General features: G+C 67.7%; 22 protein-coding genes. 8 read left to right on the top strand and 14 right to left on the bottom strand.

Going from position 1 to position 20,120, the window contains the following annotated elements:
- The first annotated feature begins 138 nt into the window (after positions 1-138).
- The gene (locus ACZYZ7_RS26655) at positions 139-306 is read left to right on the top strand and encodes a DUF3117 domain-containing protein (RefSeq protein WP_003885506.1); all 168 of its coding nucleotides are present in this window, start codon (positions 139-141) and stop codon (positions 304-306) included.
- A 21-nt stretch (positions 307-327) separates the two neighbouring features.
- Here ACZYZ7_RS26655 and glgA read toward each other — a convergent pair whose 3' ends face one another.
- A complete protein-coding gene (gene glgA / locus ACZYZ7_RS26650) occupies positions 328-1,491 on the bottom strand; it encodes a glycogen synthase (protein WP_450069871.1) in 1,164 nt (387 codons plus the stop codon).
- Between the two features lie 100 nt (positions 1,492-1,591).
- Here glgA and glgC point away from each other — a divergent pair, with 100 nt between their 5' ends.
- Positions 1,592-2,806 carry a glucose-1-phosphate adenylyltransferase gene (gene glgC / locus ACZYZ7_RS26645; protein ID WP_066898792.1) on the top strand — a complete coding sequence of 405 codons (1,215 nt, stop codon included), beginning with the start codon at positions 1,592-1,594 and terminating at the stop codon, positions 2,804-2,806.
- Between the two features lie 23 nt (positions 2,807-2,829).
- Here glgC and ACZYZ7_RS26640 read toward each other — a convergent pair whose 3' ends face one another.
- Together ACZYZ7_RS26640 and ACZYZ7_RS26635 are read right to left on the bottom strand one after the other, a co-directional pair.
- Positions 2,830-3,474 carry a DUF4126 domain-containing protein gene (locus ACZYZ7_RS26640; protein ID WP_450069870.1) on the bottom strand — a complete coding sequence of 215 codons (645 nt, stop codon included), beginning with the start codon at positions 3,472-3,474 and terminating at the stop codon, positions 2,830-2,832.
- A 46-nt stretch (positions 3,475-3,520) separates the two neighbouring features.
- Entirely contained in the window at positions 3,521-4,375 is an 855-nt protein-coding gene (locus ACZYZ7_RS26635; protein WP_135457287.1) for a lysophospholipid acyltransferase family protein, read from the bottom strand.
- A 130-nt stretch (positions 4,376-4,505) separates the two neighbouring features.
- Here ACZYZ7_RS26635 and ACZYZ7_RS26630 point away from each other — a divergent pair, with 130 nt between their 5' ends.
- Positions 4,506-5,075 carry a TetR/AcrR family transcriptional regulator gene (locus ACZYZ7_RS26630; RefSeq protein ID WP_450069869.1) on the top strand — a complete coding sequence of 190 codons (570 nt, stop codon included), beginning with the start codon at positions 4,506-4,508 and terminating at the stop codon, positions 5,073-5,075.
- On the opposite strand, the gene ACZYZ7_RS26625 is transcribed toward ACZYZ7_RS26630, so the two are convergent.
- The 6 genes from ACZYZ7_RS26625 to ACZYZ7_RS26600 form a co-directional block, all read right to left on the bottom strand.
- Positions 5,063-5,737: a methyltransferase family protein gene (locus ACZYZ7_RS26625; protein ID WP_135457283.1), complete on the bottom strand. Its 675-nt coding sequence runs from the start codon at positions 5,735-5,737 to the stop codon at positions 5,063-5,065. The two genes, ACZYZ7_RS26630 and ACZYZ7_RS26625, sit on opposite strands and share 13 nt — an antisense overlap.
- 10 nt (positions 5,738-5,747) lie before the next feature.
- Positions 5,748-6,422, bottom strand: a complete 675-nt coding sequence (locus ACZYZ7_RS26620; RefSeq protein ID WP_135457281.1) for a methyltransferase family protein — start codon at positions 6,420-6,422, stop codon at positions 5,748-5,750.
- A gap of 19 nt (positions 6,423-6,441) precedes the next feature.
- A complete protein-coding gene (locus tag ACZYZ7_RS26615) occupies positions 6,442-8,061 on the bottom strand; it encodes an ABC transporter permease (RefSeq protein WP_450069868.1) in 1,620 nt (539 codons plus the stop codon).
- A complete protein-coding gene (locus ACZYZ7_RS26610; RefSeq protein WP_463742185.1) occupies positions 8,058-8,951 on the bottom strand; it encodes an ABC transporter ATP-binding protein in 894 nt (297 codons plus the stop codon). The genes ACZYZ7_RS26615 and ACZYZ7_RS26610 overlap by 4 nt, the downstream gene beginning before the upstream one ends.
- Positions 8,948-9,625, bottom strand: coding sequence for a TetR/AcrR family transcriptional regulator (locus ACZYZ7_RS26605; RefSeq protein WP_064932060.1), 678 nt, complete (start codon positions 9,623-9,625; stop codon positions 8,948-8,950). The genes ACZYZ7_RS26610 and ACZYZ7_RS26605 overlap by 4 nt, the downstream gene beginning before the upstream one ends.
- A 121-nt stretch (positions 9,626-9,746) precedes the next feature.
- The gene (locus tag ACZYZ7_RS26600; RefSeq protein ID WP_064932061.1) at positions 9,747-10,391 is read right to left on the bottom strand and encodes an O-methyltransferase; all 645 of its coding nucleotides are present in this window, start codon (positions 10,389-10,391) and stop codon (positions 9,747-9,749) included.
- A gap of 174 nt (positions 10,392-10,565) precedes the next feature.
- Between ACZYZ7_RS26600 and sigE the strand changes: the two genes are divergently transcribed.
- From sigE to tatB, 4 genes are all read left to right on the top strand, one after another.
- Complete coding sequence (gene sigE / locus ACZYZ7_RS26595; RefSeq protein ID WP_353653690.1) at positions 10,566-11,345, top strand: RNA polymerase sigma factor SigE; 780 nt, start codon at positions 10,566-10,568, stop codon at positions 11,343-11,345.
- A 77-nt stretch (positions 11,346-11,422) separates the two neighbouring features.
- A complete protein-coding gene (gene rseA, locus ACZYZ7_RS26590) occupies positions 11,423-11,821 on the top strand; it encodes an anti-sigma E factor RseA (protein ID WP_064932063.1) in 399 nt (132 codons plus the stop codon).
- A 77-nt stretch (positions 11,822-11,898) separates the two neighbouring features.
- On the top strand, positions 11,899-13,395 hold the full coding sequence (gene htrA / locus ACZYZ7_RS26585) for a serine protease HtrA (protein WP_135457269.1): 1,497 nt from the start codon (positions 11,899-11,901) through the stop codon (positions 13,393-13,395).
- A gap of 2 nt (positions 13,396-13,397) precedes the next feature.
- Entirely contained in the window at positions 13,398-13,826 is a 429-nt protein-coding gene (gene tatB, locus ACZYZ7_RS26580; RefSeq protein ID WP_135457267.1) for a Sec-independent protein translocase protein TatB, read from the top strand.
- On the opposite strand, the gene ACZYZ7_RS26575 is transcribed toward tatB, so the two are convergent.
- From ACZYZ7_RS26575 to ACZYZ7_RS26560, 4 genes are all read right to left on the bottom strand, one after another.
- A complete protein-coding gene (locus tag ACZYZ7_RS26575; protein ID WP_167857941.1) occupies positions 13,823-14,965 on the bottom strand; it encodes an Mrp/NBP35 family ATP-binding protein in 1,143 nt (380 codons plus the stop codon). The two genes, tatB and ACZYZ7_RS26575, sit on opposite strands and share 4 nt — an antisense overlap.
- Before the next feature lie 49 nt (positions 14,966-15,014).
- Positions 15,015-16,343, bottom strand: a complete 1,329-nt coding sequence (locus tag ACZYZ7_RS26570) for a lytic transglycosylase domain-containing protein (protein ID WP_463742184.1) — start codon at positions 16,341-16,343, stop codon at positions 15,015-15,017.
- A gap of 101 nt (positions 16,344-16,444) precedes the next feature.
- Positions 16,445-16,990 carry a DUF1003 domain-containing protein gene (locus tag ACZYZ7_RS26565; protein WP_135457263.1) on the bottom strand — a complete coding sequence of 182 codons (546 nt, stop codon included), beginning with the start codon at positions 16,988-16,990 and terminating at the stop codon, positions 16,445-16,447.
- On the bottom strand, positions 16,987-18,273 hold the full coding sequence (locus ACZYZ7_RS26560; protein ID WP_450069866.1) for a magnesium transporter MgtE N-terminal domain-containing protein: 1,287 nt from the start codon (positions 18,271-18,273) through the stop codon (positions 16,987-16,989). Before ACZYZ7_RS26560 ends, ACZYZ7_RS26565 begins: the two co-directional genes overlap by 4 nt.
- Before the next feature lie 25 nt (positions 18,274-18,298).
- Between ACZYZ7_RS26560 and ACZYZ7_RS26555 the strand changes: the two genes are divergently transcribed.
- A complete protein-coding gene (locus ACZYZ7_RS26555; RefSeq protein ID WP_135457259.1) occupies positions 18,299-19,264 on the top strand; it encodes an HpcH/HpaI aldolase/citrate lyase family protein in 966 nt (321 codons plus the stop codon).
- Between the two features lie 41 nt (positions 19,265-19,305).
- On the opposite strand, the gene ACZYZ7_RS26550 is transcribed toward ACZYZ7_RS26555, so the two are convergent.
- Positions 19,306-19,998 (bottom strand): DUF4190 domain-containing protein, encoded by a 693-nt coding sequence (locus tag ACZYZ7_RS26550; protein ID WP_450069865.1) that lies wholly within the window; start codon positions 19,996-19,998, stop codon positions 19,306-19,308.
- Positions 19,999-20,120: the final 122 nt, after the last annotated feature.

Genomic DNA, 20,120 nt, shown 5'->3' with positions numbered 1-20,120 from the left:
TGCACAACCATCGCCGCGGATAAGGAACAATAGGGGTAGTTCAGTAGCATTTCAACGCCGGGTGTCGCCAACGAGTGGGCGGCTTCGGCCCCAACCTGGCCCGCTGACGCGGGTCGGCGAAGTTGGAGGGAGCACTCGATGGCGGCGATGAAGCCCCGGACTGGTGACGGTCCACTGGAAGCAACCAAAGAGGGGCGAGGGATCGTGATGCGAGTACCGCTGGAAGGCGGTGGGCGCCTCGTTGTCGAACTGACTCCAGACGAGGCCGCTGCGCTGGGTGACGAACTCAAGGCCGTCACCAGCTGATCGACCTCGCAAGGTGTCCGCTCAGGCGGACACCTTGCGGTATATCTCCAGGGTCTGCTCAGCGATGTGCGCCCAGGAGAATTCTGCGATGCAGCGCTGGCGTCCTGCCTCGCCGTACTTCCTGGCGGTTTCCGGCTCGGCCACCAGTGAGTTGACCGCGTCGGCCAGCCGCATCTCGAAGAAGCGTGGGTCAGTCGCGTCGTAGTGCACGAGAAGCCCGGTCTGCCGGTCGGCGACGACCTCGGGGATACCGCCGACGTCGGAGGCGACCACCGGCGTCGAGCAAGCCATCGCTTCCAAATTCACGATACCCAATGGCTCGTACACCGATGGGCACACGAAAACTGTTGCAGCGGAGAGTATTTCGCGGATCTTGTTGATCGGCAGCATTTCGCGCACCCAGAACACGCCGGTGCGGGCCCGGGCGAGTTCGGCCACCGCCGAGGACACCTCCGCCGCGATCTCAGGGGTGTCGGGGGCGCCGGCACACAACACCAGCTGCACCTCGGGGCTGAACCGGTGGGCCGCGGCCACCAGGTGGGCCACGCCCTTCTGGCGGGTGATGCGCCCGACGAACGCCACGATCGGGCGGCTCATGTCCACCCCGAGCTCGGCGAGCACCGAGTCCTGGTCGGCCGGCGAAGTCGGGTACCAGACGTCGGTGTCGATCCCGTTGCGCACCACATGGACCCGGTTGGGATCGAGCGCCGGGTACGTGCGCAGCACGTCGTCGCGCATACCGGAGCTCACGGCGATCACCGCGTCGGCCGCCTCGACCGCGGTGCGCTCCACCCACGAGGACACCCGGTAGCCCCCGCCGAGCTGTTCGGCCTTCCACGGGCGCAGAGGCTCCAGTGAATGCGCGGTCAGCACATGGGGGATGCCGTAGAGCAGACCGGTCAGGTGCCCGGCCATTCCGGCATACCAGGTGTGCGAGTGCACCACCGTGGCCGCCGCCGCGGAGTTGACCATGTTGAGGTCCGCCGACAGTGTCGACAGCGCCGCGTTGGCCCCGCGCAGCGCAGGATCGGGCTGCGCCACGAAAGCCCCGTCCCGCGGGGCTCCCATACAATGGACGTCGACGTCGCAGAGCTGACGCAACTGCGCGACAAGTTCGGTCACGTGCACACCGGCACCGCCGTACACCTCGGGTGGATATTCCCGAGTCATCATGGCCACCCGCATATCCGAGACGGTAGTAGGTCGCCGTGGGTCCAGCTACACGCCGCACACTTCTGTTGCCATTGGCTGGCCGCGGTGCTGGTTGGCGGATAGGTTTGGACGCATGAGGGAGTTGCCACATGTGCTGGGCATCGTTCTGGCCGGGGGAGAGGGCAAACGGCTGTATCCGCTGACGGCCGATCGCGCGAAGCCGGCAGTTCCCTTCGGCGGCGCCTACCGGCTGATCGACTTCGTGTTGTCCAATCTGGTGAACGCCCGATATCTACGGATCTGCGTTCTGACGCAATACAAGTCGCATTCACTGGACCGTCACATCAGCCAGAACTGGCGCCTGTCGGGCCTGGCCGGTGAGTACATCACCCCGGTGCCGGCCCAGCAGCGGCTCGGCCCGCGCTGGTACACCGGATCGGCGGATGCGATCTACCAGTCGCTCAACCTGATCTACGACGAAGACCCGGACTACATCATCATCTTCGGTGCCGACCACGTGTACCGCATGGATCCCGAGCAGATGCTGCGGTTCCACATCGACAGCGGAGCCGGCGCAACCGTCGCCGGGATCCGGGTGCCGCGCGCGGAGGCCAGTGCGTTCGGCTGCATCGACGCCGACGACTCGGGGCGCATCAGGGACTTCGTGGAGAAGCCCGCGGATCCGCCGGGCACGCCCGACGATCCCGAACAGACCTTTGTGTCGATGGGCAACTACATCTTCACCACCAAGGTGCTCATCGACGCGATCCGCGCCGACGCCGACGACGACCACTCCGACCACGACATGGGTGGCGACATCATTCCGCGGCTGGTGTCCGACGGGATGGCGGCGGTCTACGACTTCAACAACAACGAGGTGCCAGGGGCCACCGAACGCGATCACGGTTACTGGCGCGACGTCGGAACGCTGGACGCGTTCTACGACGCGCACATGGACCTGGTGTCGGTGCACCCGGTGTTCAACCTCTACAACAAGCGCTGGCCGATCCGCGGTGAATCGGAGAACCTGGCGCCGGCCAAGTTCGTCAACGGCGGTTCGGCACAAGAGTCGGTGGTCGGTGCCGGAAGCATCATTTCGGCTGCCTCGGTGCGCAACTCGGTGTTGTCCTCCAACGTGGTGATCGATGACGGCGCCATCGTGGAGGGCAGTGTGTTGATGCCCGGGGTGCGGATCGGCCGCGGCGCGGTGGTGCGCCACGCGATCCTCGACAAGAACGTGGTGGTGGGTCCGGGCGAGATGGTCGGCGTGGACCTCGACAAGGACCGGGAACGGTTCGCGATCAGCGCGGGCGGTGTGGTCGCCGTCGGCAAGGGTGTGTGGATCTGACCCGTCTGGACGTCAGTCCGGGTTCATTCCCAGGGGTCGACCGCGGCCGGTCGGGGTGCCGCATTGCTGCGGGCGTTCACGCCGATCTTGGCCTCGCCCCGTCGCTTTCGCCACCGCCAGAGCCGGAAGGCGCCCCAGATCAACACCAGCAGCGCCACGAGCACCAGGATCGGTAGCAGGATCGCCACGAAGACCAGACCGACGCTCGTGACGTCTTCGACGGTGGACAGCACGGGTGCGGCGACCCCGGCGGTGGCGACGTTGGCGGCTGGTCGCACCGTCGACTTGGTCAACGACACGACCAGAGCGGTGACGGCGCCGATCGCCACCGGAATCCACTGGCCGGAATGGGCGAATGCGCCCGGGTCGGCCACGGCGGCGGTCTGGGACGCGGTGCCCGATCCGAACACGATGCCGCCCGCGGTCGGGCGGACGAAGGTCTGGATGGTGTCGTTGACGGAGTCGAGCGCGGGGATCTTGTCGGCGACCACTTCGACGATCAGCAGCACCGCGACGATCGCCATCACCCAGCCGTTCTCCAGCCAGGACCATCCCGACGGCAGTGACACCAGATGGGTGAAGCGTGACAGCAGACCCAGCGCCAGCAACGGGATGTAGGCATTGAGCCCCGCCGCAGTCGCCAGGCCGAAGCCGGTCAACAGTTCCATCACTGCAGTATGCGGCTAACTCGCACTGGTGCCGGGCGGTTCGCCGTTATCCGCTCTGGGTCGCGTTGCGCCAAGCCAGCGGGTTCAGTTCGCGGTAGGGATCCTCAGCCCGGAGGGTCAGCAGTTCGTCCAGGCTCTGCTCCAGCGATTCCTGGGTGCGCTGCTTGACGGTGGCCACCCAGTTGTCGTTCGCCACCCGTGCCGGTTTCGCGGTGCCGATCGGCTCGGCGAAGCGCAGATACATGCGCTGCGGCCGCGGGATCAGAGTGGGGCCGAGGCCGCGGACCAGCGGTATGGCCATATCGCGCTGACCGGTCAGCTTCTCGCCGACGGTCCGGCTGAGCCGGCCCAGCCAATGGTCACGGGTCGTCACTCCCACGTAGACGTCGTCGCCGCCGACGAGCGCCACGGGGACGATGGGATAGCCGTGTTCGACGGCGACGCGCGCGAATCCCGCGCGGCCCTCCCAGCGCAGTTTGTATTGCTCGCCCTTGAACTTGCCGATCTCGCGGCCACCGCCGGGAAACACCATGACCGGCTCGTCGTGTTGCATCAGTTCGCCGGCGCCCTCGGGTGATCCGACGACGGCCCCGCACGCCGCCATGAGGTCGGAGACAGGCCGGGGCATGTCACCGAACCGGCGGTCGGTGAGTGGCCGTACCCGTATCCCGATCTCGCGGCGCACCACGTACGGGATCAACAGGGTCTCGGTACCGAACTGGGTGTGGTTGCCCACCAACAGAAATCGTCCGTCGCGGGGCAGATTCTCCAAGCCGTCCACATAGGGCCGGTAGAGATTGACCAGCGGGTCGACGCCGTCGGCGACGGTCTCGACCGCGCGGCGCAGGGTCTGGACGTGGCTGGGTTGATTCATGATCTCGTCGATCTTGGTGACGGACATCGCCGCGGCTCCTCGGGCTGTGTTGATTCGAGTAGGGCTGGTGCCGTCCGGTCGGGGGATTCGCCGATGCGTTCGGACCTGTTGGCACCACGATACCGAACGAACTAGTTCGTCTGGTTATGATTCTGCGGTGAGAAGCACGACGGAACTGCGTGGTGAGATCCTGGCGGCGGCGCGCGCCGAGTTCGCCCGGTACGGACTGGCCGGGGCGAGGATCGACCGGATCGCCCGTACCGCACACGCCAGCAAGGAACGCCTCTACGCACACTTCGGTGACAAGGAGGCCCTGTTCCGCGAGGTGTTCGCCGCCGACGGGGCCGAGTTCTTCCGATCGGTCACCCTGCGTGCGGACGATGTCCCCGAATTCGTCGGGGACATCTACGACCTGGCCTGCCGTCGGCCCGAGCATCTGCGCATGATCACCTGGGCCCAGCTGGAGGGTTTCACCCTCGATGAGCCCCAGGCCGACGGCGCACCCGTGCACGCGCAGGCGGTGGCCGCCATCGAGGCGGCCCAGGCCGGCGGCCACGTCGACCCGGCCTGGAACCCGGCCGATCTGATCGCGATGTTGTTCGGGATCGGCCTGGCGTGGGCCCACCTACCGCATCCCGACGCGGCCACCGATGATCCGGCCGTCCTGACCTCGCGCCGGGCGGCCGCCGTCGAAGCCGCCACCCGCGTCGTGGCTCACCAGACGTAGGGCAGAAGCCGGTCGCGGACCTTCCGGGCGTACGCGTCGTAGCCGTCGAGCTCGGCGCGCAGCAGCTTCTCCTCGTCGACGATGCGCATGGCGAGTACCGCCATGCCCGGGAGCATGAACAGCAGCCCCCAGTACGAACCGAGGGCAAGCGGGATGCCGGCCATCATGACGACGTTTCCGGCGTACATGGGATGGCGGACGAACCGGTACAGGCCGGTGGTCACCACGGTTTGACCGGACTCCACGATGACGTTGGCGGCCGCGTAGCTGTTCTGGCTCACCACCAACATCGCGATCCCGAGTCCGGTGGCCACCAACGCGTTTCCCACCACCGACACCCAGGCGGGCACCACCGACCAGCCGAACCGGTGGTCCAAGACGCTCACGATGATCATCGCCGCAAGGAACGTGAATGCCAGTGCGCTGGCGATCTTCTGCACCGGTCTGGTCTCGGCGGCCGGTCCGGCCCGCATTCGTCGTCGCAGTGCGTCCGGATTGTGCACCGACAGGTATCTGCTCGGAACGAGGGTGGTCAAGGCGAACACCACGATGAATGCCCACCCCTGCCAGTAATGGAACGTTCCGGCCGGGCCGAACACCAGCGCACCGAATACGACCAGTCCGATGACGGCCGACACGGCGGTCAATAGACCGATTTTCACCTCACCCTCCTCACCAGACGTAGGGCAACAGCCGGTAGGGGACCTTCTGGGTGTACTCGTCGTAGCCGTCGAGTTCGGCGCGCAGCATCTTCTCCTCGTCGGCGATCCGTACTCCGAAAACCGGTATCGAGACGATGGACACGAGCAACGCCCAGTAGGACCCCAGCGCCAGCGGGGTGCCGAACATCATCAACACCGCGCCGAAGTACATCGGGTGACGGACCAGTCCGTAGAGACCCGTAGAGACAAGCTGTTGTTCGTCCTCCACCTGGATGCTGGCGCCGGCGAAGCTGTTCTGGAAGACCACTGTCTGCGCCAGGACGAGGCCGACCGCGACCAGGGCGTTGCCGAGGACGACCACCGCGGTCGGCACGCTGGACCAGCCGAACCGGTGGTCGAGGGCGCTGAGGACGAACGCTGCGACGGCCGAGCCCGTGACGGCCCAGATGACGATCTTCTGCACGATCCTGGTCTCCGCTGTCGGCCCGCCGTGTAGGCGCCGCTGCAGGGCCGCGGGGTCCTTGACCGCGAGGTACATGCTCGGTACCACGGTGGTGGCCATGAACACGGCGATGAAAACCCAGGCCTGCCAATAGTGGAACGTGCCGGCCGGCCAGAACAGCGTCGCGGCGAAGAATGCCAGACCGAGCACTCCCGATGCGATTGCCTGAAGCACGAGTTTCATCAGTTGTCTCCTATCGGGTTCACACCGCGTCACGGTTGCGATAGATCCAGCCCGCGACGGCCGCCAAAGCCGTTGCGGCGATGAGCATCACTGCCAGTGCCATGGCGGGGAACTGGCTCGGCACGGTGGTCTGCCCCACCGGGGACAGCTCGATCAGCCATCGCGGCAGCCGCAGCAGCGCCCCGAGATACAGCGCGGTGATCACGAACGTGACTGCCAGCCAGGCGATCCAGGGCGCGCGCAATGCCACGGCCAGCGCCGCGATCGAGGCCACCACGGCCAGCGCGGGCAGAAAGGCCAGCGCGGCCAGGGTGAGGCGGATGATCGTGCCCGGCTCGCCCAGCGTCAGTCCGGCGCCCAGGCCGTTGCCCAGGCCGGCGCAGAACATCAGGATCGCCGCCCCCGCCAGTGCACACCACACCGCACCCAGCAGCCACCGCCACCGCGACACCGAACCGGCCAGCACCGGCTCGCCCAGCCCGTTCTGCTCGTCGGCGTACACCCGCAGCACCACCGAGGCGACGTACGCGCTGGCCGCCGCGGCCAGGAACTGGGTCATGGTGGTGTAGATGCCGTCGTTGCCCGTCGTGGACAGCAACCGGGCGATCAACTCGTTGGTCTTGGCGGCATCGAGCAGCGCCTTGGTCATCGAGCCGAACACCAGCCCGGCCACGAACAGTCCCACGGCCCAACCGATCGTCTGGCCCCGTTGCAGCGTGAGGTGCAGTCGCAGCGGGCCGGTGATCGTGGGCGCGTCGGGCTTCTCTCCCGTCGATGCGATGGTGCCCGCGTCGTATTGACGACGACTCTCCAACACCGCGGCCAAGGTCATCAGCCCGACGGCCAGGATGGCCAACAGCCCGAACGGCCACCAGCGCAGATCGGTGAACGGACGCATCTGCTGTGCCCACGCGATGGGGGAGAACCAGCTCAGGGCGCTGCCGGAGTTGTTGATGACGTCCCCGGCCCCGCGTACCAGCGCGGCCACCGCGAGCGTCCCCATCGCTGCGCCCGACGCGGTGCGGGCCTGGCGCCAGAATTGGGCGGTCACGGCGGCGACCGCGCCGAACACCATGGCTACCCCGGTGATGCCCAGACACATGGCGGCGGTGTCGATCACCGCGAAACCGGTGGATGCCATCGCCAGGGTCATGGTGAGTGCCAGCACGGCGTTGAGCCCACCGACCAGGATCAGTGCGGCCGCGGTCCGGGCGTACCGACCAACCACCGAGGAGAGCACCAGTTCGGCGCTGCCGTTCTCCTCCTCGGCCCGGGTGTGGCGAATCACGGTGAGAATGGCCAGGATCGAGGTCGCGATGGTCAATGTGAGAGTCAGCTCGTTGGCCATCATCACGCCGAGGTCGGTCTCGTTGACGCCGAACATCGGGCCGCCCAGCATCGTCCCGGCAGGTGTCTTGAGCAGGTTCACCCGGGCCAGCCGCTGTTCCTCACCGGGGTAGGCCAACCGAATAGCGTTGGGCGCGTAGACCATCATCAGGGTCAGCGCGCCGGCCCACACGCTGAGCCGTACCCGGTCCCGGCGTAGCGCCAGCCGCAACAGTGTCGCGGTACCGGTGAACGGCGATGTGGTACTGCGGACCGGACCGGTGGGCCTGACCGGAGCGCTCGCGGTGGTCACCGGCTCGCCTCCTGGTACTCGCGCAGGAACATGTCCTCCAGGGATGCCGGTGCGACGTTGAGATCTTCGATTCCGAGGTCGGCCAGGTGCTCCAGGACGAACTCCAGTTCGGCCCGGTTCACCGAGAAGCTCACTGTGCCATCGCGGCTCGTGAAGTCATGCACGTACGGGGTGTTCTGCAGTGCGCGGCCATCGGAGCGGGTGCGCGCCGTGACCTTGGTGCGCATCAGGTGCCGCAGTTCGGCGAGGGAGCCGGAACGCACCGTGCGCCCGGACCGGATGATCGTCACGTTGTCGCAGAGCTTTTCCACTTCGGCCAGGATGTGGCTGGACAGCAGGACCGCGGCGCCCTGGCCGGCGACCTCGGCCACACATTGCTGAAATGCCCTTTCCATCAACGGGTCCAGTCCTGATGTCGGCTCGTCGAGAATGTAGAGCTCGGAATGGCAGCTGAACGCCGCGACGATGGCGACCTTCTGCCGGTTGCCCTTGGAGTAGGTGCGGGCCTTCTTGTGCGGGTCCAGCTCGAACCGTTCGATCAGGTCGTCGCGGCGCCGGGTGTCCACGCCGTTGCCGCGCAGCCGGCACAGGAAGTCGATGGCCTGCATGCCGGTCAGGTTGGGCCACAACGTGACATCGCCGGGGACGTAGGCGATTCGGCGGTGTAGGGCGACCGCGTCGCGCCATGGGTCGCCGCCGAGCAGTCGCACGGAACCCCCGTCGGCGCGCAGCAGACCGAGCAGCACCCTGATCGTGGTGGACTTGCCCGCGCCGTTGGGCCCGAGGAAGCCGGTGACGTCGCCGGGGGAGACCGTCAGGTTCAGTCCATCGAGGGCCTTGGTGTGCCCGAAAGACTTTGACAATCCGCGGATTTCGACGGAGTTGTTCACGCTGGCTCCTTGGTGTCGGTCTTGGTTTCGGACTCTGAGCTGAACGGGATGCCTTGTTCGCGTTGGTGCAGGAACGCCTCGTACATGGTCGAGTCGGTCATCAGGCCCTCGGTGTAGAGCTCAAGGGCGGGCAGCATCATGTCTTCGCCGTAGTCGCGCAGCACCCGGCGCAGATCCGTTGGGTCGTCATGCATCTGGAGGTACAGCAGAAACCCGCCGCCACTGCAGATCGCCATGAACCGCGCCCGGGCCCGCGGGTCGCGGCTGGGTTTGAGCACTCCGGTGCGCACGCCCTCTTCCAGGTATTCCTCGGCGTTGGCAACCATGGTGCGCCAGAACGTAGTCGCCAGGTCACTGCCGGACTGCATGCTGCGGACCAGGTAGGCCATCAGCGGCGCATAGGACTCGATCTCGGACATCTGGGCCAGCCAGGTCGCGGGGTCGCTGCTCTGCAGGGATTCGGTCTTGGCCTCGCGCACCACCTCTGCCACGTAGGCGTCGCACGCCTTGCGTAGCCCTTCCTTGGAGCCGAAGTGGTGGATCACCAGGGCGGCGCTGACGCCGGCGGCCTCGGCGATGGTGCGCAGCCCCACGCTGAATCCGCGCTGCCCGTACTGCTCGATCGCGGCGTCACGGATCCGGGCCATCGCTGTTCGATCATCGACTGAACGCATGTTTAATACGCTAAACATGCGTTCAGTTCGCGGTCAAGGGGATGCCGCGTCAGGAATCTGTAAAGAAAAATCCGGCCTCACCCCAAAGCGAGGGGTGAGGCCGGGAGGGAAGCGAGGAAAGTCAGTCTCGAGCGGCGGCCAGCAGGCCGTCGCCCAACGGGATCAGCACCGGGGTGAGTCGTTCGTCCTCGGCGATCAGCCGGGCCGCTTCGCGCACGGCGCTGACCTCGGCATCATTGGCCGAGGCGTCGCCGGCCCGGCCGCCGAGCGCGGCCCGGTGCAGCACGATCGCGCCGCCGGAACGTAGGAGGCGCACCCCCTCGGTCACGAACTGCGGCTGGTCGATCGGCTCGGCATCGATGAACACCAGGTCGTAGGACTCGTCGGCCAGGCGGGTCAGCACCTCCTGGGCGCGCCCGCTGATCAGGCGGGTCCGCCCGGGGCCGACACCGGCCTCGTGGAACCCCTGCTTGGCGATGCGCTGATGCTCGGGTTCGACGTCGATCGTGGTCAGCACGCCGTCGTCGCTCATGCCGGACAACAGCCACAACCCGCTGACGCCGGCGCCGGTGCCGACTTCGACGACCGCCTTGCCCCCGGTGAGCCGCGCGAGCACGCTCAGCAGGGCTCCCACCGCCGGGGTTACGGCGCCTGCGCCGAGTTCTTCGGCCCGCTCACGCGCAGCCGCGACGATCTCGTCTTCGGAGATCGACCGTTCGGCATGCGTGACGATCGCCTCGGCGTGACCGGGGTTGGAGCTGACCATGCCCGCAGCGTAGGCCAGACCCCGGGGGCGCCGTCGCGACACGCCCGTGCGTGGCGGTTATCACCGACGGATATTCGCTGGTTCGGGCAGGTGACCGGACGTATCGTCGGCATTCTCAGGGAAAGTTCAGATTGCTCATATATCCGCCACACCGGGATCAGGAACGGTATCCGCATGGAACACGGCGCCCGCTGGCGCACTGCCCAGCACAACCAGGACAGCAATCGGAATAACGAAGTGATCAGTCGTGTTGAGCTGAGTGAAATCTGTGATCAGGAGGATCCGACGAGCACCACCGCTGTTACCTCGAACCCCGCCACCCAACACGCCCCGGTGTCAATGGCACATCTGGAGCAGTTCACCGCGGGCGAGTGGGTCGAGCCGTCCGATGAATTGACCGGTACCGCGGTTTTCGACGCCACCGGCGACCAGGCCGCCATGCCGTCATGGGACGAGCTGGTGCGTCAACACGCGGACCGGGTGTACCGACTGGCCTACCGGCTCTCGGGTAACCAGCACGATGCCGAGGACCTGACCCAGGAAACCTTCATCCGGGTGTTCCGCTCGGTGCAGAACTACCAGCCGGGAACCTTCGAGGGGTGGTTGCACCGCATCACCACCAACCTGTTCCTGGACATGGTCCGTCGCCGTGGCCGCATCCGGATGGAAGCGCTGCCCGAGGACTACGACCGGGTGCCCGCCGACGACCCGAACCCCGAGCAGATCTACCACGACTCGCGGCTGGGGGCCGACCTTCAGGCCGCCCTGGACTCACTGGCGCCGGAGTTCCGCGCCGCGGTGGTCCTGTGCGACATCGAGGGTCTGTCCTACGAGGAAATCGGTGCCACGCTGGGCGTGAAGCTCGGAACCGTGCGCAGCCGCATTCACCGCGGTCGTCAGGCGTTGCGCGATTATCTGGCGAAGAACTCGCCGGAAACCGCCAAATCCGCCTAGCGGTGGTTGGTGTCCAGCGCGCCCGGTCGCGCTACATTCGGGTCAGGACATTTGGTCGTGGCGAGAGGAGCTGGGCGATGGTCGACCCGGGACATGTGTTCCGTCGGGCATTCTCCTGGCTGCCCGCGCAGTTCGCTTCCCAGAGCGATGCGCCGGTCGGCGCGCCTCGCCAGTTCGGTTCCACCGAGCACCTCTCGACCGAGGCCATCGCGGCCTTCGTCGATGGTGAGCTGCGGATGAGCGCTCACCTTCGGGCCGCACACCACTTGTCCCTGTGCCCGGATTGCGCGGCCGAGGTCGATGCCCAGGGCCAGGCCCGGGCCGCATTGCGGGACTCCTGTCCGATAGCCATTCCGAATTCCCTGTTGGGACTGTTGTCGCAGATACCGCACCACAGCCCGCAGCCTTCGGCCGAGGTCGATGAACAGCCTCCCTTTGCTGATGACCCGACGCAGAGTCGGCGTAAGCGCCGGTAGGCTGGACACAAGGCGATCAGTGACCGGCGTCGGCCTATCTGGCTGGGGCGGGCGCTCCAACAGAGAGTGATACACCGGTGACCAACCAGGACCAGTCCGACGAGAGCGGCCGTCTGGAACCGCGCCCTGTCGAGCGGCCTCCCGTCGACCAGTTGTCGCAGCGGACGTTCGGCCGTCCCACCGGCGTCGATGGCTCGTTCCTCGGTGCGGACAAGTACCAGGACCAGGGCGAGTACGCCCCCAAGGACCAACCTCCGGATCCGGTGCTGGCCGAGGCGTTCGGACGTCCCGGGGGTGCCGGTGACTCACTGCAGCGCCACCCCACCGACGCCGGCGCGCTGGAGGCCGAGAAGTACGCCGGTGACGACGATTTCGACGATCCCTGGCGCGATCCGGGCGCCATGCCGGCGCTGGGCGTACCCGCACAGGCCCCGGCCGCACCCGTGATCGTGGCGGCCCCGATCGGCAAGCTGGGCGCCCGCGAGGTGCTGTTCGGCGGCCGGGTGTCGTGGCCGTCGCTGTTCATCCTGTTCATCGTCGCCGGATTGATCGCCTTCATCGGCGGCTGGGTCGGGCAGAAGACGGCAGGCACCGTGCAGGCGTTCACCACCTCCAAGGTGACGCTGGAGACCGGTGACCTCCCGTCGCCGGACGCCGGCCGGTTCGCCACGGTCGCCGCGGCGGTCGAGGACTCGGTGGTGACCATCGAGGCCAAGAGCAAGACCGAGGGCTCACAGGGCTCCGGCGTCGTCGTCGACGGCAAGGGCTACATCGTCACCAACAACCACGTGATCTCCGATGCCGCGAGCAAGCCGGCTGACTACCAGATCACCGTCGTGTTCAACGACGGCAAGGAAGTACCGGCCAACCTGGTCGGCCGTGACCCCAAGACCGACCTGGCGGTGCTCAAGGTCGACAACGTCGACAACCTCGTCGTGGCGCGGATGGGTGATTCCGAGAAGGTGCGCGTCGGCGAGGAAGTCATCGCGGCCGGCGCCCCGCTGGGGCTGCGCAGCACGGTCACCCACGGCATCATCAGCGCGCTGCACCGGCCGGTGCCGCTCTCGGGTGAAGGTTCCGACACCGACACCGTGATCGACGGGCTCCAGACCGACGCCTCGATCAACCACGGCAACTCCGGTGGCCCGCTGATCAACATGTCCTCCGAGGTGATCGGGATCAACACGGCCGGAAAGTCGTTGTCGGACAGCGCCAGTGGCCTCGGCTTCGCGATCCCGGTCAACGAGGTCAAGCAGGTTGTCGAGAACCTGATCAAGGACGGCAAGGTCGCGCATCCGACGTTGCTGCTCAGCGCCGTCACGGTGAGCAACAGCGTGGCCTCGGGTGCTCAGGTCCGCAACGTCAACGCCGGTGGCCCGGCCGACAAGGCCGGCATCCTGGAGAACGACGTCGTGGTCAAGGTCGGGGACCGCAAGGTCGCCGACGCCGATGAGATGGTGGTCGCGGTACGTCAGCTCAAGATCGGGCAGGAAGCCCCGATCGAGGTGCTCCGCGACGGTCGGCCGATGACGTTCATGGTCACGCCGATCGGCGACGATCAAAAAGCGCAGTAGCAATGTTTGCGAACATCGGGTGGGGAGAGATGTTGGTCCTGGTGATCGCCGGTTTGGTGATCCTGGGGCCCGAGCGCCTGCCCGGTGCAATCCGATGGACATCGAATGCCCTGCGTCAGGCACGTGACTACGTCAGCGGTGCCACCAGCCAGTTGCGCGAGGACCTCGGCCCGGAGTTCGACGATCTCCGGCAGCCCCTTGCCGATCTGCAGAAGCTGCGCGGCATGACCCCGCGGGCCGCGATCACCAAGCATCTGCTCGATGGTGACGACTCGTTCCTGACCGGTGCCTTCGATGACCGCAAGACGGACCAGCCGTCGGTGCCGGGCGACCGGCCGGCGGATGCGCTCAACGGGCAGCCCGCGGCCGAACCGCCCGCCACGCCGGCAGACAAGCCGGCCGGCACGACGTTCGACCCCGACGCCACCTAGCGGCGGGTGGTATCCAGACCCAGCGACATCCCGGCCAGGCCGCGTTTGCGGGCCGACAATCCCTCGGCGATCTTGCGCAGCTCGGCGCCTGCCGCTGACTCGGGCGCCGACAACACGAGCGGCACACCGGAATCACCGGCCGCCACGAGCGCCGGGTCCAGCGGAACCTGGCCCAGCAGCGGCACCTCGGCGCCCACCGAGCGGGTCAGCGAGTCGGCCACCTGACGGCCGCCGCCCTCACCGAACAGTTGCATGACCGTGCCGTCGGGCATCTGCAGGCCCGACATGTTCTCCACCACGCCCGCGATGCGCTGGCGCGTCTGCAGGGCGATCGCACCGGCCCGCTCGGCCACCTCGGCGGCAGCCATCTGCGGAGTGGTCACCACCAGGATCTCGGCACCCGGGATCAACTGGGCCACCGAGATGGCGATATCGCCGGTGCCAGGTGGCAGGTCGAGCAGCAGCACGTCCAGATCGCCCCAGTACACGTCGGCCAGGAACTGCTGCAGGGCCCGGTGCAACATCGGCCCGCGCCACACCACAGGGGTGTTCCCCTGGGTGAACATCGCGATCGAGATGACCTTCACGTCATGGGCGATCGGCGGCAGGATCATCGAGTCGACCTGCGTGGGCCGGTCGCCGGTGCCCATCATGCGCGGCACCGAATGGCCGTAGATGTCGGCATCCAGCAGGCCGACGGACAGCCCGCGGGCGGCCATCGCGGCGGCCAGGTTGACCGTCACGCTCGACTTGCCGACGCCACCTTTCCCGGAGGCCACCGCGTAGACCCGGGTCAGTGAGTTGGGCTGGGCGAACGGGATCACCGGCTCGCGGGAATCGCCGCGCAGCATTTTGCGCAATTCGCCGCGCTGCTCGTCGTTCATCACGTCCAGGCTCACCTTGACGGCGCCGGTGCCGGGAACGTCGGTGACGGCAGCCTTCACCAGGTCGGCGATCTCGTTCTTCTTGGGGCAGGCCGCGGTGGTCAGGTAGATCTCGACGTGCACGCCCTGGTCGGCCTCGATCGAGATGTTCTTGACCATGCCAAGTTCGGTGATCGGCTTCCGCAATTCGGGGTCGATCACCTTGGCCAGCGCGGCGCGAACCGCGGATTGCAGCTCAGTGGCAGATTCGGACATCACCGCCGAGTCTACGGCGACGGCACTGCCACCAGGATTCAGCCCGGCCTCAGGCCGGTCCCGGGGCGGGCCCGGGGGCCGGTCCGGGCATCGGACCGAGTACCGGTGCCGAAGGCGCGGCCTCGATCGGCGGGCCAGCCGGAGCCGGAGCCGGGGCCGGCGGCGGGGCCAAGGGGCCGATCGGAGCGGGCGCCGCAGGTGGCGCCTGCGGCGGTCCTGGGGCGGGTGGCGGCGGGGGAGCCTGCTCGCCCAGGCAGAACACCACACACGCGGGCTGACGCGGTTGCTCCCACGGCGGGACCCACGGCGGCGGGGCGGCCGGCGTCTCCGACGGGATGGCCTGCGCCGGACCCGGCAACGGGCCGAGCACCTGCCCGGGGGCGAAACCGGGAACGTTCTGGGTACCGGTCTCATTGCGGTTGAGCAGCGGAATCAAGGCCAGCGGATCGCCTGCGGGGAGCCCGGTGGCATCCGCGGGCAGTCCCGGGCCGAGGCCTTCCGCGTGGTCCAGATGGGAATCGCCGATCGGCGGAATGGACCCGGTGATCTCGGGCAGGTCGACCGGCACCACGCCCGTGGCATACGCCGCGGCCCAGCCCAGGACGTTGCGGGCGTAGGCCACCGAGTTGTTGTACCGGAGGATGGCCGTCATGACCTGGGATTGATCACGCAGGTTGAGCCCGCCGCTGCACAGGTAACGGGCGGCGGCCAGCGCCGAGTCGAACACGTTCTGCACGTCGGCCTTGCCGTCACCGTCGCCGTCGGAGGCGTAGCGGGCCCAGGTTCCGGGCAGGAACTGCATCGGCCCCATGGCCCGGACGTACGAGACCCGTCCGGCCTGCGCGCTCTGGATGATGATCTCGTTGCCGGGCAAGGTGCCGTCGAGTGCCGGGCCGTAGATCGGGCGGACGGCAGTGCCGCGGGCATCGGTGGCGCCGCCGTTGGCGTGCCCGGATTCGATCCGCCCGATACCGGCGAGCAGATTCCAGCTGATGCCGCAGCCGGGGTAGGCCGCGGCCATCATCCGTTCGGCATTGCGGTACGCCTTCAGTGATGTTCCTGGAATGCCAAGGGCGCCAGGGCTGTTGACGACGAACGCGGGCGGGGGAGCCGAAATCGTGTTCATCGCCTTGATGCGGAAGTTCGTCGGCGGCCTGGCCGCGGCGACCACCGCGGGACCCGAGCGGTCGATTTGGGGTTCGACAGAGGCCAGCGGGGTGACGGCGGTGTTGGACACGCCGGCACCCGGGGCGGCCGATCCGGCGCCGGCGACCAGCACGATGGGGGCCAGGACGGCTACGCCGAGCGCAGGTGAGCGCACAAGCTGGCTCATCCGGCGCCGAGCGGTGGCGATCACCGCTCCTCCCCCTACGCGCACTTACCCGTCCTTAGGTCAGCTTTGGCCAAATACCATGTTGTGAACCAAGTCACCATACATAGTCCTGGTTTCTGTTGTTACGACAATCGTTGACAGCGAGATCAACCACTGCGTTTGGACCTGCGCTCGCCGCCGTCGGCTTTGCTCGCGACTGCGCGCTCGGTATCGGCCGGCAAGGTGAGTTCGGTGATCAGATCGCGCAGTTCTTCCAACTCGCGGCGCAGGTAATCGCGCGTCGCGACCTCGCCCACCGCCAGCCGGAGCGACGCCAGCTCGCGGGCCAGGTACTCGGTGTCGGCCTTGGTCCGCTCGGCCCGGCGCCGGTCCTCCTCCAGCGAGACCCGGTCCCGGTTCTCCTGCCGGTTCTGGGCCAGCAGGATCAGCGGGGCGGCATAGGCGGCCTGGGTCGAGAAGGCCAGGTTGAGCAGGATGAACGGGTAGGGGTCCCACTGAAACGCGAAGACGCCGATGTTCAGCGCGATCCAGATCAATACGAAGATCGTCTGGATCGCCAGATATCGGCCGGTGCCGAGGAACCGGGCGACGGATTCTCCCACCTGGCCGACGGCTTCGACGTCGACGCGCAACCCGAAGCTGCGGCGCGTGCGCGGCGTGTCCAGCCGCTGGCGCGCGGTCGATTCGCTCATGAGCCCGCCACCGGCAGCTCGGGTTCATCGCGTTCCCGCCAGTCGTCGGGCAGCATGTGGTCGAGCACGTCGTCCACCGACACCGCACCCAGCAGGTGGTTCTCCTCGTCGAGCACCGGCCCGCACACCAGGTTGTAGGCGGCGAAGTAGCGGGTCACCGCGGCGAGCGAATCGTCCGGGCTCAGACTCGGCAGGTCGGTGTCGATGATGCCGCTCACCAGGGCGGAAGGGGGTTCTCGCAGTAGTCGCTGCAGGTGGACGCAGCCCAGGTACTGACCCGTCGGAGTGGCGGTCGGCGGCCGGGTGACGAAGGCCATCGAGGCCAGAGCGGGCGTGAGGTCCGGGTCGCGTGCCCGCGCCAGCGCCTCTGCGACGGTGTTGTCAGGCGCCAGGACCACGGGCTCGCTGGTCATCAGACCGCCCGCGGTGTCGGGTGAGTGGGCCAGCAGCCGTCGCACATCCTCGGAGTCCTCGGGGTCCATCTCCAGCAGCAGCGCCTCGGCGTCGGCCGGGGTCATGGAGCCGAGGACGTCGGCGGCATCGTCGGGATCCATCGCTTCGAGGACGTCCGCCGCGCGTTCGGTTTTCAGCTGGCGCAGCACCGCTGCCTGCTCGTCCTCGGGCAGCTCCTGCAGCACGTCGGCCAGACGCTCGTCGTCGAAGGCCCGGTACAACTCGTAGCGCCGCTTGACCGGCAGTTCGCGGAGCGCCTCGGCCACCTCGACCGGGCGTTGACCCTCGAACTGCTCGAGCAGCGAGGCCACGCCCTGGTCGGGCATCGCGAGACCCGACGGGGTCAGCCCGTGCACGTTCTGCCACTCGACGACGTGGATGTTGCTGCGCCGCCCCAGACGTCGCTGTGGGCGCACCGCCACCCGGGTCACCACCCAGTCCCGGGTCCGGGTCTGTTCGATGCCCAGATCGACTACCACGAGGTCGATTCCGGCCAGCTGTTCCAGATCCGGATCGTCGATCCGCACCCGGGTCTCCAGCACCTGGCCCAACACCAGCACCTCGCCGGGGCGTTGGGCGAAGCGGCGCAGCGACACACTGCCGGTGGCCAGTGTCACCGAACCCGGTTCGATCGCGGTGACCCTCAGGATAGGAACGAAAATCCTTCGCCGGGTGAGCAATTCGACGACCAGGCCGAGAACCCGCGGTTGCTGGCGGACGATGCTGATACTGATCACCACATCGCGGACACGGCCGACAGACTCCCCGTCGGGACCCAGCACCACCATCCCCGCTAGCCGGGCCGCGTAGACCCTGTTCACCGCCGCCATGAGTCAAAGGGTAGAGAGTGTTGTCGTGGAGAACACGTATCGACCCCGTAGAACGTGCCTCTCGGTTCCGGGAAGCAGCCTGAAGATGATCGAGAAGGCCAAAAGCCTGCCCGCTGACGAGGTGTTCCTGGACCTGGAGGATGCGGTCGCTCCCGAGGCCAAGGAATCGGCCCGTACGCAGGTGGCGGCGGCGCTGGCAGACGACGGCTGGGCCGGCCAGCTGCGCGGGGTGCGGGTCAACGACTGGACCACACCGTGGACCTACGCCGATGTGATCGAGGTGGTCACCGGGGTTGCGGCCGCCGGCACCGACTTGGACCTGATTGTGTTGCCGAAGGTGACCGAGGCGGCCCATGTCCAGGCCCTCGATCTGCTGCTCAGCCAGCTGGAGGCCACCCACGGCCTGGAACCCGGCCGGATCGGCATCGAGGCGCAGATCGAGAACGCGCAGGGACTGACCAACATCGACGCCATCGCGGCGGCCCCACGCGTGCAGGCGCTGGTGCTCGGCCCCGGGGACATGGCGGCCAGCCTCAACATGCGCACCCTGGAGGTCGGTGGGCAGCCCGACGGATACGACATCGGCGACGCCCACCACCACGTGCTGATGCGCATCCTGATCGCCGCGCGCAACCGCGGTATCAACGCGATCGACGGGCCGTACGTGAAGGTGCGCGACGTCGACGGGTTCCGCCGGGTGGCCGGCCGTTCAGCCGCGCTGGGCTACGACGGCAAGTGGGTTCTGCATCCGGACCAGATCGAGGCGGGCAACGAGATCTTCAGCCCACGCCAGGCCGATTACGACCATGCCGAGCTGATCCTCGACGCCTACGAATGGCACACCTCGCACGCCGGTGGGGCCAGGGGAGCGGTGATGCTGGGCGACGAGATGATCGACGAGGCCAGCCGGAAGATGGCGCTGGTGGTCGCAGGCAAGGGCCGGGCGGCTGGGATGACTCGGCTGGCCGAACCGTTCCGGCCGCCGAGCTGAGGCGGGTCGTGCAGTGCCGCACCGCAATTCGATGCGGCCTGCTACGTGGAGGATATGCCGATCAGGAACAACAGAATCCAGCCCCCGTTGAGGAGGGTGCCGAGCACGCCGATGATGATGCCGGCGATTGCCAGGCCCCGGCCTGATTGTCCGCCCTGCGGACCGAAGCCGGATTGCCCGCCCTGCGGACCGAAGCCCGCCTGCTCGCTCCGCGTGATCTGGTTCAGCGCGGTGATCCCGAGACCGATTCCGACCAGGGCGGGAAGCAGTCCGATCGCGCACATCGCGAGCAGTGGCAGCGACATGATCGAGGCCACCAGCGATCCGATGGCCACGCTGTTGGTCGTGCCCGACGGCGACATCCCGTAGCCGCCGGGGTATCCGGGGCCGGTTGGGTACGCGGGGTATCCCGGCATGCCGTAACCCGGCGGAGGCGGATACCCGGGCACTGGCGGGGGATAGGGCGGGGGATAGCCGGCCGCGCCCGGGTACGGCGGTGGCGGCGCGTAGTCGTGTGGGATGTCCGCGGGATAGTCGATCGCGGGCGGATACGGCGGGCTGGCCTCGTAGCTCTGCGGTCCCAGCTCGTAGGACGGTTGCGCCCCGCCGCTGTGCGGCCGATCCTGGGAATGCTCGATGGAAGGTGCTTCGTAGCCGCCGGACAACGGTTCCGACGGCTGGGAGCCGGGGTCGGATGGCGGCGTTTCGCCCGCGTTGCCGTCCGGGTTTGTCATGCTGATCAACCTAGCGCACGGACGGCAACGCCCCGGTCGCGTGACTGCGGCACCAAATCCGGTGCCAGGGCGTTGCTGTAACGAGAGCCGCCGCCGAGCAGGCGGTGCGGAGGAGAGTGAAG

Source organism: Mycobacterium sp. IDUB_17, assembly GCF_055419465.1.
The sequence above is the reverse complement of the archived record's forward strand: the minus strand, read 5'-3'. Positions and strand labels throughout refer to the sequence as shown.

What these genes read in the sequence shown, in the direction of transcription:
- ACZYZ7_RS26655 (WP_003885506.1), top strand. Translation starts at nt 139, where the DNA reads ATGGCGGCGATGAAGCCCCGGACTGGTGACGGTCCACTGGAAGCAACC.
- glgA (WP_450069871.1), bottom strand. Translation starts at nt 1,491, where the DNA reads ATGCGGGTGGCCATGATGACTCGGGAATATCCACCCGAGGTGTACGGC.
- glgC (WP_066898792.1), top strand. Translation starts at nt 1,592, where the DNA reads ATGAGGGAGTTGCCACATGTGCTGGGCATCGTTCTGGCCGGGGGAGAG.
- ACZYZ7_RS26640 (WP_450069870.1), bottom strand. Translation starts at nt 3,474, where the DNA reads ATGGAACTGTTGACCGGCTTCGGCCTGGCGACTGCGGCGGGGCTCAAT.
- ACZYZ7_RS26635 (WP_135457287.1), bottom strand. Translation starts at nt 4,375, where the DNA reads ATGTCCGTCACCAAGATCGACGAGATCATGAATCAACCCAGCCACGTC.
- ACZYZ7_RS26620 (WP_135457281.1), bottom strand. Translation starts at nt 6,422, where the DNA reads ATGAAACTCGTGCTTCAGGCAATCGCATCGGGAGTGCTCGGTCTGGCA.
- ACZYZ7_RS26605 (WP_064932060.1), bottom strand. Translation starts at nt 9,625, where the DNA reads ATGCGTTCAGTCGATGATCGAACAGCGATGGCCCGGATCCGTGACGCC.
- ACZYZ7_RS26600 (WP_064932061.1), bottom strand. Translation starts at nt 10,391, where the DNA reads ATGGTCAGCTCCAACCCCGGTCACGCCGAGGCGATCGTCACGCATGCC.
- sigE (WP_353653690.1), top strand. Translation starts at nt 10,566, where the DNA reads ATGGAACACGGCGCCCGCTGGCGCACTGCCCAGCACAACCAGGACAGC.
- rseA (WP_064932063.1), top strand. Translation starts at nt 11,423, where the DNA reads ATGGTCGACCCGGGACATGTGTTCCGTCGGGCATTCTCCTGGCTGCCC.
- tatB (WP_135457267.1), top strand. Translation starts at nt 13,398, where the DNA reads ATGTTTGCGAACATCGGGTGGGGAGAGATGTTGGTCCTGGTGATCGCC.
- ACZYZ7_RS26575 (WP_167857941.1), bottom strand. Translation starts at nt 14,965, where the DNA reads ATGTCCGAATCTGCCACTGAGCTGCAATCCGCGGTTCGCGCCGCGCTG.
- ACZYZ7_RS26565 (WP_135457263.1), bottom strand. Translation starts at nt 16,990, where the DNA reads ATGAGCGAATCGACCGCGCGCCAGCGGCTGGACACGCCGCGCACGCGC.
- ACZYZ7_RS26560 (WP_450069866.1), bottom strand. Translation starts at nt 18,273, where the DNA reads ATGGCGGCGGTGAACAGGGTCTACGCGGCCCGGCTAGCGGGGATGGTG.
- ACZYZ7_RS26550 (WP_450069865.1), bottom strand. Translation starts at nt 19,998, where the DNA reads ATGACAAACCCGGACGGCAACGCGGGCGAAACGCCGCCATCCGACCCC.